Origin of the sequence: Tissierella pigra, from assembly GCF_009695605.1 — a bacterium.
Classification (GTDB): domain Bacteria; phylum Bacillota; class Clostridia; order Tissierellales; family Tissierellaceae; genus Tissierella; species Tissierella pigra.
The window spans coordinates 1-13327 of the sequence record NZ_VUNQ01000071.1; the positions used below are offsets into that span (position 1 = coordinate 1).

12 protein-coding genes and 1 riboswitch are annotated in these 13327 nt (G+C 32.7%); all 12 genes read right to left on the bottom strand.

Annotated features, from left to right (window positions below; translation table 11 throughout):
• Positions 1 to 76: 76 nt before the first annotated feature.
• Entirely contained in the window at positions 77 to 1645 is a 1569-nt protein-coding gene (locus FYJ83_RS18440; protein ID WP_154442962.1) for an antirestriction protein ArdA, read from the bottom strand.
• Between the two features lie 14 nt (positions 1646 to 1659).
• A complete protein-coding gene (locus FYJ83_RS18445) occupies positions 1660 to 2349 on the bottom strand; it encodes a hypothetical protein (protein ID WP_154442963.1) in 690 nt (229 codons plus the stop codon).
• 409 nt (positions 2350 to 2758) lie between these two features.
• Positions 2759 to 3238: a Csac_0668 family 2Fe-2S cluster-binding (seleno)protein gene (locus tag FYJ83_RS18450; RefSeq protein ID WP_229768657.1), complete on the bottom strand. Its 480-nt coding sequence runs from the start codon at positions 3236 to 3238 to the stop codon at positions 2759 to 2761.
• 215 nt (positions 3239 to 3453) lie between these two features.
• A complete protein-coding gene (locus tag FYJ83_RS18455; protein ID WP_154442965.1) occupies positions 3454 to 5292 on the bottom strand; it encodes a heavy metal translocating P-type ATPase in 1839 nt (612 codons plus the stop codon).
• A 15-nt stretch (positions 5293 to 5307) separates the two neighbouring features.
• Positions 5308 to 5529, bottom strand: coding sequence for a cation transporter (locus FYJ83_RS18460; protein WP_154442966.1), 222 nt, complete (start codon positions 5527 to 5529; stop codon positions 5308 to 5310).
• Between the two features lie 145 nt (positions 5530 to 5674).
• Entirely contained in the window at positions 5675 to 6043 is a 369-nt protein-coding gene (locus tag FYJ83_RS18465; protein ID WP_104409634.1) for an ArsR/SmtB family transcription factor, read from the bottom strand.
• Between the two features lie 790 nt (positions 6044 to 6833).
• The gene (locus tag FYJ83_RS18470) at positions 6834 to 7100 is read right to left on the bottom strand and encodes a type II toxin-antitoxin system RelE/ParE family toxin (protein WP_154442967.1); all 267 of its coding nucleotides are present in this window, start codon (positions 7098 to 7100) and stop codon (positions 6834 to 6836) included.
• A complete protein-coding gene (locus tag FYJ83_RS18475) occupies positions 7090 to 7362 on the bottom strand; it encodes an AbrB/MazE/SpoVT family DNA-binding domain-containing protein (RefSeq protein WP_154442968.1) in 273 nt (90 codons plus the stop codon). The genes FYJ83_RS18470 and FYJ83_RS18475 overlap by 11 nt, the downstream gene beginning before the upstream one ends.
• Positions 7363 to 7557: 195 nt before the next feature.
• A complete protein-coding gene (locus tag FYJ83_RS18480) occupies positions 7558 to 8529 on the bottom strand; it encodes an alpha/beta fold hydrolase (protein WP_154442969.1) in 972 nt (323 codons plus the stop codon).
• Between the two features lie 2 nt (positions 8530 to 8531).
• On the bottom strand, positions 8532 to 9296 hold the full coding sequence (locus FYJ83_RS18485) for a MerR family transcriptional regulator (RefSeq protein ID WP_154442970.1): 765 nt from the start codon (positions 9294 to 9296) through the stop codon (positions 8532 to 8534).
• A gap of 362 nt (positions 9297 to 9658) precedes the next feature.
• Entirely contained in the window at positions 9659 to 10243 is a 585-nt protein-coding gene (locus FYJ83_RS18490) for a hypothetical protein (RefSeq protein WP_097033533.1), read from the bottom strand.
• 124 nt (positions 10244 to 10367) lie between these two features.
• Positions 10368 to 12905: a cation-translocating P-type ATPase gene (locus tag FYJ83_RS18495; RefSeq protein WP_154442971.1), complete on the bottom strand. Its 2538-nt coding sequence runs from the start codon at positions 12903 to 12905 to the stop codon at positions 10368 to 10370.
• Positions 12906 to 13019: 114 nt separating this feature from the next.
• Positions 13020 to 13113: riboswitch (NiCo riboswitch) on the bottom strand.
• Between the last annotated feature and the right edge of the window lie 214 nt (positions 13114 to 13327).

Genomic DNA, 13327 nt, shown 5'->3' on the forward strand with positions numbered 1-13327 from the left:
GCCCTAATTATATTTTAAAGGAAATGGATAGATTTATAAAAATAATATGTACCTATATTTTATGGAATGTACGTATTTACACCATTTCTATATAACTTCGTCCCATATTATTTTTGGGCACATAGCCATCTGAAGTCTGAGAAGTAATATCATTTTTAATCTTTTCAAGTTCTTCTTCTGTTAAGTCATCATTTAAAGTAAGGACAGCTACACCCTTTAATTCATCATCAACCATCTCTATTGAAAATTCATATTTTGAAACCTTTACATTAACACTGTCATGCTTATCATAATATTTCATCAGGCCTCGTTCTTTTTCTCCTGGCAGATTATTTTTTTCAATTGCCTCTAGGATTTCATCTAGATAACTAGTTACTTCATAATTTGATAGTTCCAATGGCTCATCTGCCGTTTCACGATAACCGTATTCATTTTCTACATCGTAGGTGGTAATAGTTAAGGGCATGTATAGTTTTAATATTTGTTGCTCCTTTGACTTAGGGAGCTTCATCCCAAGATTCTCTGATAGTATATTAGAGAGTTCTTGATTGTATCCGCGATAAACAATATAACCACTATTTGAAAATGCACCAACTTCATTTGCCATTTTCCCTTCGCCATATCTTTTGAAGTCAATGTATTCCTCAAGATTTGAATCGTATTCAAAATATCCCGATTCACAAATCATATATCTGCCATAGCTTTCTACACTATGGATACCATCAAAGAGTTCAAATTCATACATGGAATCTGCTAGTGCAAAGATTTCATCAACAGTTCGAGGTTTAATATGATCCATAAGTTTTTCAAAATATTCTATATCATGGTTGCCTATTTCCTTATAATATTCTGCTAATTTGTTTAAGGTATCTATCTTAATTAATGGTGTTGTATCAGCAGAAATAATATTTATTATCCTGTCTGAAAAGCTATGGCTATCAATTGCAACTTCACAATCATGTAAGTAAGAAGTTTCTAATCTCATCAGTGCCTTTTCAATCTCAACATCAGAACAAGGAAGATAAATAAATTCATTCGCACCTTTTGCGGTCAGCTGTATTGTTGCCACAGTTTCTTCCCAATGATATAGTGGAAACTGCTTGCCATTATATATTTGCTCTGGTTCATTGCTATTTTTATATAAGACTCCATAAGGAGTAATTGTAGAATTAGGATTGTTTTTTATTACCTCCATAGCAAAAGATTCACCCTCAACTTCATCTAATTCTTTTACTGCTACTGCTTGCTTTTCTGATAGGTATAAATCCTTTCCTACGGTTTCTAGATTATTAAAGTCACTTACAAGGCTATAGCAATGAGTATTAAAGCTTAGATTGATTAACTCTGCCATCGTCTTAAGGTTTTCTGCAAAGGCAGAAGCAAAAAATACTTTTCTTTCCTTTCCATCGAAACTATCCATCTTCTTAAATAGAAAATTTAATTCATCAATATTACACTGCTTACCTTTTAAAATATTATTCATATCAAGGTCATACAGGATCTCATCAATATAACAGTTGGGAGCAGTTGAAACTTCAAGCCCCAGTTGAATATATACGTTAGATATATAGCTATCATCACAGGGAAAATTAAATATGATTGGTGCATCTTCTTTTCTGTCTATTCTTTTTAAATTAATTAACATCTCGTTCCTCCATTCTATTTCTTAATTGAAAACACATCTGCTCCATACTTGGCAATTAATGATGCATTGATGATTATCTTAAATGCTGTGTCAGCAATGAGGTCAGCGTCTGCTATCTCACTGATTTTAATATATTCTTTTCCCTCCCATATAGTTTTTGCTGTTTGATATAGAGCATAGCCTTCAGTACTAATTTGTCTAAGATGCATATGGGAAAAATCAAATCCATTTACGCAAACTGCATGCTCTGAAATATTCCATAGTACTTCATCAGCAGTGAGAAGAAATAAAACGGCAAGGTAGTTTGGTGTTCTATCTTCTATATCAATACCTTGTTTATGGTGTATATTATAAAATCTTTCCTTATGGTTATGATTTAGAAATAGTTCACCAGTGAAGCTATTGCTAAGTAATTTCAATCTGCCTTTTAGAGCATAGTTTTTTATTCTTCCGAAGCAATCTTTTAGTAAATCTGTATATCTTATCTCATCATTATTTAGCCTTGTTTTAAGATAAATGCAGTCACAAGCATTGCATCTACTTTTAATATTACTGCCACAGGAATTACAAGTCTTAATATCTCCCTCAAAATTAAAATGATTATTAATGACTATACCACTTCTTCTTGAGGGAAAATTAGGTGCCAGCATCATCAACTGCTCTATCCCTCCCAATGATGTATCATACATAAAATACTTTGACATTGTTCTCATTCCTTTCAATTTTATTTTGAAATAAAAAAGAGGCGAAGCCTATCGATCATAAGTTGACCGAAGACTTCGCCTCTTTGAGTTTCTGTATTTAATTTTGGATTTTATATAAAACAAAAGCACCAACAGTTTTTCATCTCAGTGAGTTGAAGTTTTTGCATGTTATTGTTAGTATAAAAGATATGACATTTTCTACCAATGGAATATAACCTAATACTTTGGTTAGAAATCAACTGTTCTTTTCTGACAATCAAATAATTTGTGTTTTCACAATATTACATTAACATCAGGTAGACCTTTATTTTGATTTCGAATCTGTAAGACTTCAATCTAATCGCATTTGTTAACCCCCATAAATCAAGAGTAGATACGATTTTTTCAATTTTAGCCATTTGCACAATAATCATTTTATAGTTAAGCCTTTATCGATAGCTTCCTGAATAATCTTATGACAACAAACTCCCAACGGATTGTATTCTTTACAATTAGGTTTTTTCATAGCTCCAGTTATCGAATTCACTTCTTTCACTGTCTTCACACCATGCTTAACCACAGCTTCTATTACTTGTTCTTCAGTGACTTTACTGCAATAACAAGCATACTTTGGGTTTGCATCTTTCTTAAACCAAATAGGAACACTAACTTGGACTTTTAAGAATTTTATTCCATTATCAACGTTGTAGTAGGCAACATCACAGTCTTCATTCATACAAATCCTATAGTTATCTCCCCCGACTGCCTTGCGGTTATCATCTGTCACCAAGTGTTCAACGGTTATCCTACTAACTGTTACTCCTTCATTATTACAGACAGGGCAACTCTCCTTTGTTTTATTTAAATTTTGTGTGGTGCATTCACAGCAACATTCATCAATAACTTTCAATAACATAACCTCCATATATTTTAAACCATCTAATTCAAGGTCATATACCAACCAATTTTCATTTATAGTTTTAAAATTCTGCCCTTGTGCAGGCTTCCATTGTCTTAGGCCTTAATTTTCATTTGCCTTTAAAAAGTTTCATCTTGTAATTTATACCCCTTGATTGTCTCGTCAATTATCGGTATCAAACAAGGGGGGTTAATAGGAAAAATAGTTTATAGATTCTTTACATTCAAAGCTCTAAAAGCATTTAATACTGCGATGATAGTTACACCTACATCTGCAAATATAGCTGCCCACATAGTAGCTATTCCAAAAGCACTCAAAATAAGAACAATTATCTTTATTCCAATTGCAAATACTATGTTTTGATTTGCAATTTTTAATGTCTTTTTAGAAATCTTCATTGCAGTAGCAATTTTCGATGGCTCATCAGTCATAATTACAATATCAGCAGCTTCAATGGCTGCATCAGAACCTAAACCACCCATTGCTATTCCAATATCTGCACGAGCTAATACAGGTGCATCATTGATTCCGTCACCGACAAAGGCGAGTTTACCTTTTGTGGATTTTTGTGAAAATAATTCTTCTAGTTTTTCAACCTTGTCTGCTGGCAATAGTTCTGCATAAACCTTATCAAGACCAAGCTCTTTAGCCACTTTTGAACCAACACTTTTATTATCACCTGTCAACATAACTGTTTGCTTAATATTAGCTGCCTTAAGTTCCTTGATTGCCTGTGCTGAATCTGGCTTTACCTCATCGGCAATTACAATATAACCTATATATTGGTTATTAACAGCAACATGTACGACAGTACCAATTAGTTCTCCCTTGAAATAAGGGATATCCATCATTTTCATAAGTTTGATATTTCCTGCCATAACCTTTTTGCCATCTACTGTTGCAATAACACCATGACCTGATATCTCTTCTACATCTGTAATACGTCCATTATCTATTTCTTTTCCATATGCACGTTTCAGTGAAAGTGAAATCGGATGATTGGAATAGCTTTCCACATATGCAGTTAATTCTAGTAACTCTTCCTTAGAAACTCCTTCTGGATGAATTTCCTGTACATTAAATACACCTTTCGTTAGTGTACCTGTTTTATCAAAAACAACAATCTCTGTTTGAGCCAATGCTTCAAGGTAGTTACTACCTTTAACTAAAATACCTTTTTTTGAGGCTCCACCTATTCCACCGAAGAAACTCAAAGGAATTGAAATAACTAAAGCACACGGACAGGATACCACAAGGAATGCTAGTGCTCTATATATCCAATCACTAAAAGTCGCACCGTCTATAACAAGAGGCGGTATAATAGCTATAAAAACCGCAATTATAACCACAACCGGTGTATAATATCTCGCAAACTTCGTAATAAATTGTTCTGAATTGGATTTTTTACTACTTGCGTTTTCAACTAAATCAAGAATCTTACTTACAGTAGATTCTCCATATTCCTTGGTAACCTCTGCTGTAATAACTCCATTAATATTGATGCAACCACTTAGGATATCACTTCCTACTTCTACTTCACGAGGAACAGATTCACCAGTAAGTGCCGATGTGTCAATCATTGAACTTCCCTCTATTACCTTGCCATCAAGAGGAATTTTTTCTCCTGCTTTAATTACAATAATATCTCCAATTTGTACTTCATCCGGGTCAGTCCTAACAAGTTCATCGCCTTTTTTAACATTTGCATAATCTGGTCGAATATCCATAAGGCTCGCAATTGACTTTCTCGACTTGCCAACTGCATAGCTTTGAAACAGTTCTCCAACTTGATAAAACAGCATAACTGCAACACCTTCAGGATACTCACCAATAAAAAATGCACCAATTGTTGCAATACTCATTAAAAAGTTTTCATCGAAAACTTGACCTTTAAAAATATTTCTTACAGCTCTTTTTACTACATCCCCACCTACAATAACGTAACTGATTACAAACATAGCGATCTTTAACCATTCAATATTTATAATTATTGCTGCAGCAAACACCACTGCACCAATAATTATTCTCCAAATTCGTTTTTTCATGCTACCTCAACTCCTTTAAGCTTTTTTCATAACAACATGTGACTCAATATCTTTAACGATTTTTTCTGCTTCTTCTACAATTATAGGCATTTTTTCATCCTCACCTTCAATAACAAGTTTTTGTGTCATAAAGTTTACAGTGGCTTCCTTCACACCATCAAGCTTATTAATAGCATTCTCCATTTTTGCTGCACAATTTGCACACTCTATACCTTCAAGTATAAATCTTTTTTTCATTATTAAGTCCCCCTAAATATTATTTATTATTTTGTTATATTTACTCCAAGTCTTTTTCAAATTTTCTTAAAGCATTGCTTATCTTATGTGAATACTTGAATAGACATTCAATTATTCTGAAAAAACATCCTATTCTACCGCATTACTACTTCTCGTTGATATGAATTAGACCTTGGTCAAATATTTCTCTTACATGATCATCAACTAATGAATAATATACTACTTTGCCTTCTTTTCTGTTTTTCACTAAATTAGCTTGTTTTAAGACTCTCAGCTGATGGGAAATTGCTGATTGTGTCATGTTAAGTAATACAGCGATATCACAAACACACATTTCAGCTTCATGTAAAGCCCATAATATCCTGATTCGTGTTGAATCTCCAAATACTTTAAATAATTCTGCTAGATCATAAAGGCTTTCTTCTTGAGGCATTTTATCTCTAACTTGATTTACAATATCCTCATGAATTACATTACAGTCACATCTTTCAATTGAATTAAATTTTTCAGTCATATTATCACCTCTTTTTAAATCATTTCATCCGAATACTTGAGCAAGCATTCATACGTGTGTATTTATTATATTATTGTTTTTCTCATATGTCAATAGTTATATGAGCATTTATTCAAGTGTTTTTTAAATATTATTTGAAATATCTCAAAACCATCTATTAAGACATTAGTACCATAAAAGGGTGATTTCAATACAAACTTTTTTTAAAAAACACAATTATTGTAGGTTCTATAATAGTTTGAAATAAAATTTCAAACTATTAAAAAACTATAGTGGTAGCTGTTTCAAAACAACTACCACTACATTAGACTATATAAAATTCTTATCATCCCAGAGGATTATTTCTCCCTCTTTCTGAGCCATCAATTTTTCCACCTTTATAATGTCATCACTCTTTTTATCCTATGTCATCTATAAAGCACCCCAAAAATAGGGGTCAAAAAACGGTGTTTTTTTGCTCATTTTTCGCTCCAAAATCGCTCTTGAACCACTATATGTTGTGGTCAACCTCTACTTTTTGCCCTCCGAACCACAATACGTCATCAGAATTATACTCTCAACGTGCCTTGAGCAGACAATAATGATGTCGCACTAAGATATTTCCCCCCTGGTGGCAGGGAGCAATCTTTATATTCTGCAATCATACAAATTGCAAACAATAAAACCTTCAAAATAAATTCTATATCTTGAAGGCTTTATTTATCGCAATATATTCACTTTTATCTAATTCTTATTTTTACAGCTAAATTTGCTTTCTTTCTTTTTTTCCACACAAGCGGCCTAATAATAATTATAATTTATCCACAATAGTATGATGTCCAATATCTAATGTTATTATTATATTCGCTCCTTCATACTTCCAAAGTATCCTTATATCCATATTTACACTACATTCAAATAAATCTTGAAATCCCTTAATTTTCTTAGTCCGTAAAGAAGGGTAGTATGGATCTGTTTGTAATAATTTTAATTTTGATGCCACCTGTTTTTGTTCAACATTAGTTAGTTTTTTTAAATTCTTTTCAAAAGTTTTAGTGATAACAATTTTAAATTTCATCTAGGTTGATTCCCATATCCATGAACATTTTGTCAACATCATCATATAATTTTAATTCACCACTTTTATACTCAGCATCTGTTTCCTTAACTAGTTTGGCTATACGGATCATTTCCTTTTTAGGATAAACAACTACAGGGCATAAAAATATTCCTCCATCTTTTTCAATTACTTCAAATTTATCTCCTTCTTTTATTCCAAGACTTTTGACTATCTCAGAAGGAATAGTAATTTGAGACCTTCCACGTATTTCTATCATCATAGCTATCTTCCTTTCAGAAATTCTCACTTTCTGATTATATTATATAATATTTTAAAGTTACATTCAATAGTTTTTATTTTCTTTAAACATATTAATTGCATTATGATATCCAATATTTAAAATAATTAAGAATTTATTGTTTTTCCATATTATAAGATAATCATTTCAGTCATTTGGGATATATCATCACAATTCTTAATCGTCTATATTTCTCATAAAATCAAGTAATTCTTTACTGACTTCTTCTGAATATTCCATCGGCAATGAATGTGTTCCATCTTTCCATATTTTTATTGTCAACTCTCTTATATTCTGCGAAGCATTATCATAGGCTTTTTGTGAATTATGAAGAACACTTTTTCCTCCTAAGGCAACATAAACAGGCATATCCAACTCTGATAATTGTTTTGATTCAATCTCCTTTGGCAATGGTAATGCCACTGCGTAGTGCTCCGTCGCTTCTGCAATCATCCTTGCTAAGGGATCATCCATATCAATTTCGGCCGTCCCTCCAATATCTGCTAACATTTTCTCTCGCATACTATCAGGTAAAAATGGTAATGAAGCAGGTATTGATTTTATATAAAAATCCCATCTCAAACCTGTAAAAACAAAAACTGGCTCTAATAGACTTAAAGACATCACCCGGTCAGGATAATGAACAGTATAGTTTGCAGCATTCCACCCTCCAAAGGAATGTCCAATAAGGTGGAACCGAGATAATTCAATTGCTTTGAATACTTGTTCCAGCCAAAGTGCCTGATCATATGCATTTTCTATTGGCTTATTTTGAACTGACATTCCTGCATCCCCTAGAATATCAATTGTATAGATAGTACGCTGACTTAAAAGCTCTTCCAAATTCTCTACCCACATTGGGGTACCTGATGTTCTTCCAGGCAAAAGAACAATGGGTATTTCTAATATATTTGATGAATTTATAAATTCATAGACCCTTACCACACCATAATCTGTTTCAATATCAAGGGTTCGATTTGGTTCCGGAAGCAGTCTCATAGCATTAGCATAAGCCTCTTTATACTTGCCTTCTCCTTCTACTGTTCTAAACTTACCTAATTGATCTGAATCTTGAAACAGGAAAGGTAAGATTGATATTGCGGTAAAAATAACAAGGATTCCAATTAAAACCTTATATCTCTTTTTCATTGTTACACCTCATTTATTTTGTAATAATTCATTGCATCATCAATAAAACTATTAGCAAATTCCATTAGTCGCTGGTCTTCTTTCGGCCATAAATTTCGATTTTCATAAGATCTTTTATGTGCTTCTAAAAGTTCATCATCGTTATTAGTAATCCTTCCAACCATCTTATTCCACTTTTCCGCAAATACTTGCCCTTGATTGCCTCTTGGGTCTACTTTGTTCAGCGTGTGTGATATAGCTTCTAAAACAAGTGTTTTCCATTCCCAATAATCTTTTAGCATCACATCAATGCTCTTATAATGTGCTGAAAAAACATTTTGAGCTCTATTATCAAAAGAAACTTTATTATATTCAAGTACTGTTTCTTTGTTAAATAAATTAATCATTTGTATTAGATTTCCCCAAGGTATTGTCTTATTTTCATCTATACTGGCTATGCTAGCTTCCAAAATCGCCATACTACTATTTAAATCATTCAACTTTTGAATTAGCATATATCTTTGATCACATAAGACATTTAAAAATTGCTGCGGAGTCACTGTTTCTGACAGTAGTTCCTGAATTTTATTAATTTTAAATCCCATAGATTTGTAGAACATTACTTGCTGTAATCGAGATATATCAGATTCCCTAAAATATCTTCGTCCCTGCGTATCTGTTTTATCTAAGGGTACTAGCCCAATATTATCGTAATATTGAAGGGTACGAATGGTTACACCAGTTAGTCTAGCAATTTCACCAATCGAAAATATATTTTCATCTTTCATTTAATCACCTCCATATACTTATATTAAAACACATTACGTAACGTAATATGCAAGCTTTTTATCATTTTTATTAAAATTAGTTTTCTTACAGATTATTATATTTAAGCAGTTAAGCTATAAGTCCCAAACACAAAAGCCATTGAATGCATCTACACACTCAATGGTCCAAACTATTTATATTACTACATCCTATTGTTTTTCTAACTTAACGACTACCTCACAATGGCTCGAGAGGATAGAACGAATGTCATTTGAGTATGTCCGTTCTCGGAAACATATCCACTGCATTTTTGGCACTATCGGTAGACGGGAACATGTCAACCAGCTATAGTCTGCTAGTTAGATAGAATTTCAATAATTTTTTACAAATCAAACAAATCATAAACAGGTGGTTCGAGTCTATCCCAGTAGTCTCCTTCAGCTTCAAACAAAGTTGCTATTCCAAACTCTATTGCACCGAATTCATTACGTTTGTATTCTTCCCAATTATCCCATGCTTCAGGGTTTACAACAATATTTTCACTAATCATGGGTAACAAATTATTGATATATATTTTCTTCTTTTCTTCTGGCAAACTCAAGAGTTGCTGTTTATACTTTGCAAATAAAGCATCATTTTCCTTGAGCCAAGATATAATGCAATATGTTTTCTCGCCTTCTGGAAACACCATAACAAAAATATGCTTTGCTGAAACATTAGGATTTAGCAAGTTTTGTATTTTGTTCCCTTCCAAATCATGTGTCATAGCTTCAAAACCAGTACCCGCAAATCTAACTGGTTGATCAAACTCCCACACAACACTAGAAAGCACATCATAGTTACCAGTCAATAAAGCAGTATCAAAGATTTTTTTAACATTCTGAAAATCATCAATTGCCATATGCATTCCACGATATGGATTATCTTCATCTGGTATATCTGCTAATGACGGTTTTATTTTAAACATGTACCTTTCTATGTTAACAACTTCTTGCTTTGAAATGAGTCATAAAGCAACTTCACTTTCTTTATTGAGAGCGAAGTTGCTTTTGTTTAATTTAGGTTTTTGAGGAAAACCAAACTAAAATATACTAACTGTTTTTATTTAAGTTCATATTGTTGAAAATTTTTACAATTTCATACCAAAGAACTGATACAGCTGCAATACCTACGGCTATAAAGAACTGTGATAATGATAATGGTGCAAGATTTAGAATTCTGTTAAGAGGAGTGTAAAGCATTAACAAAAGACCTGCAACAGTACCAATAATAACAGCCCACATAACTTTATCTTTAATTAGATATTTCATCGTCTTAAATGCATTATCATAATTTGAACTGTTTACTTGAACTAAAAATAAATTTGCAATCATTATAATACTAAGTCCCATTGTTCTCGCCAATTGTGGATTTTCAGGTTGTTGTTTAATAAGCATATAATATGTTCCAAAAGAAGCTATGAATATAGCCAGCCCCTGTAGAATACTTTTTGTCAATACTCCAGCTGTAAGAATTTTTTCATTAGGATCCCTTGGTTTTCGATCCATTATGTTACTTTCAGCAGGCTGACGTTCTAAAACAATAGAACAAGTTGGGTCAATAATAAGCTCTAAAAGCACAACATGCACAGGAAGCAATAAAAGACTTGCAGGACTAATATTTAAAAGAGGTGCAAACAGTGATGCAAATGCAATAGGAATATGAATAGTAAATACATAACCTATAGCTTTTTTGATGTTATCATAAATTCTTCTTCCATCTTCAATTGTATGAACAATTGTTGAAAAGTTATCATCCATCAAAATTAAATCAGCAGCTTCTCTTGCAACCTCAGAGCCACGCTTGCCCATTGCAATTCCTATATCTGCATATTTAAGAGCTGGAGCATCATTCACACCATCACCTGTCATGGCAACAACTTCACCATTTTCCTTAAATGCTTTAACTATGCGCATTTTATGTTCCGGCAAAACTCTTGAAAATATATTTGCATCATGGACACGTTCCATAAGTTCAGAATCTGTCATATTGTTCAGTTCATCACCAGTAATAATATTATCGCTGTTTTTCATTCCAATTTGTTTTGCAATGGAACTTGCCGTGATTCCATTATCACCAGTAATCATTACTACACGAACCCCTGTTTTATTACACATCTTGATATCTTCTTTCACAGATTCTCTTGGAGGATCAGCAAGACCAATTAAACCTAAAAATGTTAACTTGCAATCAGTAATATTATCAGGAATGTCAGATTCACTCTTTGGATTCATTGTACCAACAGCTATTACTCTTAAACCTTCCCTTGACATTTCATTTATTTTATTTTCAATTTGCTTTCTTTGTTCGTCTGATAATTTGCATATAGTCAATATACTTTCAGGCGAACCTTTTGCTGCAATAACAATTTCTCCATCATGTCGCCAAACATGCCCCATCATTTTAAGTTCATTTGTAAATGCATATTCGGATATCAGTTCACCACCAAATAAATGGTCTTTTGAAATTCCAATGCTTTCACAATGTAAAAGCATTGCCTTCTCCATTGGGTCATATGCATCTGTTTCACAGCCAAGCCCCATAATTTCACATAAGTTATAATTATCATCATCAATTGCCCAAGTATCCTGAACAGCCATTTTGTTCATTGTAATCGTACCTGTTTTATCTACACAAAGAACTGATACAGCACCTAATGTTTCAACAGAAGAAAGCTTGTGAACAAGAGACTGTTTTTTAGCAAGACGCCATGCACCCATAGATAAGAACACTGTCAATATAACAGGAAATTCTTCAGGTATCATAGCCATTGCTAAAGTTATTCCTGATAAAATACTTTCAATAATTCTATCTGTAAATTTATGATCCGGAATATTGAAATAAGTTATTACTGTAACAAGAATAAATAAAATACCTGCTATTATTGCACATGTCTTAACAATGCTGTTTGTTTGCTTTTCTAAAGGCGTTGGACTGTCTGGAGCAGATGCTACATTAATACCTATTTTACCATACTCTGTATTAGAGCCTATTTTATCTACAAGAATTGTAGCACTTCCTTGCGTAACGAGAGTACCTGCATAGCAGTAATCCTTGCGCCAATAATCTGTATTATTTTTATCGGCATTATCAACAGTCACTTTCCAAACACCTACAGATTCACCTGTAAGAGATGATTCGTCAACACAAAGATCACTTGCCTTGATAACCTCACCATCAGCAGGAATTTTAACGCCTTCGTTGATTATCATTAAATCAGTTGGGACTAAGTCTTCACTTAAAATTGTCTGCTCTTTTCCATCTCGAATAACTATTACATGTGGAGCTGATAAATCTTTAAGTGCATTTAATGTTTTGTCTGTCTTCCATTCCTGAATTATTTCTATACTGATGATACCAATTACAAAGATTAGCATAATCACACCATCTCGTGGTTCACCTAATATAAAATAGATGATTGATGCAACAATTAACAATAAAAACATCGGCTCTAAAACAATGTGAATAACCTTGCTAATAAAACTTTGTTTTTTTACAGTTGCCAGTTCGTTTTTACCAAACTGTTCCTGCAACTTTTTGGCTTGCTCACTTGTCAAGCCTTCTAAATTTTGATTTTTTTGTTCTGTCATAATAAGTTACCTCCAGTTTTTGCTTTTTAAGCATTATTAAGATAGCTCTATGGCATTGCAAATTCTAATTATATGTTTCAAATAAGTATAAAAAAACACACCTATGAAACATTTTACTGTCCCACAGATGTGAAATAATTCAATCTGCTGCTGTTTCCAGCCCGGCCCCACGAACAATATTGTTCATCGCCTGCTCAGTTTGTACCGTAGATTTATATGCAGTGCAAAGAGATATTTATATTATAATATATGAAAATTATTTTGTCAAGTGCAATTCAATTTCCATTTTATATTATTTCTAGAGAAGTCAAACATATGTGACACAGACCTCTGAAAAATTTTCTCTGAATAATGCTGTGGTTTTCTTAAATTGCTAGTAATTATTTTGTCAAGGAGGAAAGCGATAGCGATCCTTGATTAAA

What these genes read in the sequence shown, in the direction of transcription:
- FYJ83_RS18465 (WP_104409634.1), bottom strand. Translation starts at nt 6,043, where the DNA reads ATGACTGAAAAATTTAATTCAATTGAAAGATGTGACTGTAATGTAATT.
- FYJ83_RS18490 (WP_097033533.1), bottom strand. Translation starts at nt 10,243, where the DNA reads ATGTTTAAAATAAAACCGTCATTAGCAGATATACCAGATGAAGATAAT.
- FYJ83_RS18495 (WP_154442971.1), bottom strand. Translation starts at nt 12,905, where the DNA reads ATGACAGAACAAAAAAATCAAAATTTAGAAGGCTTGACAAGTGAGCAA.
- FYJ83_RS18470 (WP_154442967.1), bottom strand. Translation starts at nt 7,100, where the DNA reads ATGAAATTTAAAATTGTTATCACTAAAACTTTTGAAAAGAATTTAAAA.
- FYJ83_RS18440 (WP_154442962.1), bottom strand. Translation starts at nt 1,645, where the DNA reads ATGTTAATTAATTTAAAAAGAATAGACAGAAAAGAAGATGCACCAATC.
- FYJ83_RS18485 (WP_154442970.1), bottom strand. Translation starts at nt 9,296, where the DNA reads ATGAAAGATGAAAATATATTTTCGATTGGTGAAATTGCTAGACTAACT.
- FYJ83_RS18475 (WP_154442968.1), bottom strand. Translation starts at nt 7,362, where the DNA reads ATGATGATAGAAATACGTGGAAGGTCTCAAATTACTATTCCTTCTGAG.
- FYJ83_RS18480 (WP_154442969.1), bottom strand. Translation starts at nt 8,529, where the DNA reads ATGAAAAAGAGATATAAGGTTTTAATTGGAATCCTTGTTATTTTTACC.
- FYJ83_RS18455 (WP_154442965.1), bottom strand. Translation starts at nt 5,292, where the DNA reads ATGAAAAAACGAATTTGGAGAATAATTATTGGTGCAGTGGTGTTTGCT.
- FYJ83_RS18445 (WP_154442963.1), bottom strand. Translation starts at nt 2,349, where the DNA reads ATGTCAAAGTATTTTATGTATGATACATCATTGGGAGGGATAGAGCAG.
- FYJ83_RS18460 (WP_154442966.1), bottom strand. Translation starts at nt 5,529, where the DNA reads ATGAAAAAAAGATTTATACTTGAAGGTATAGAGTGTGCAAATTGTGCA.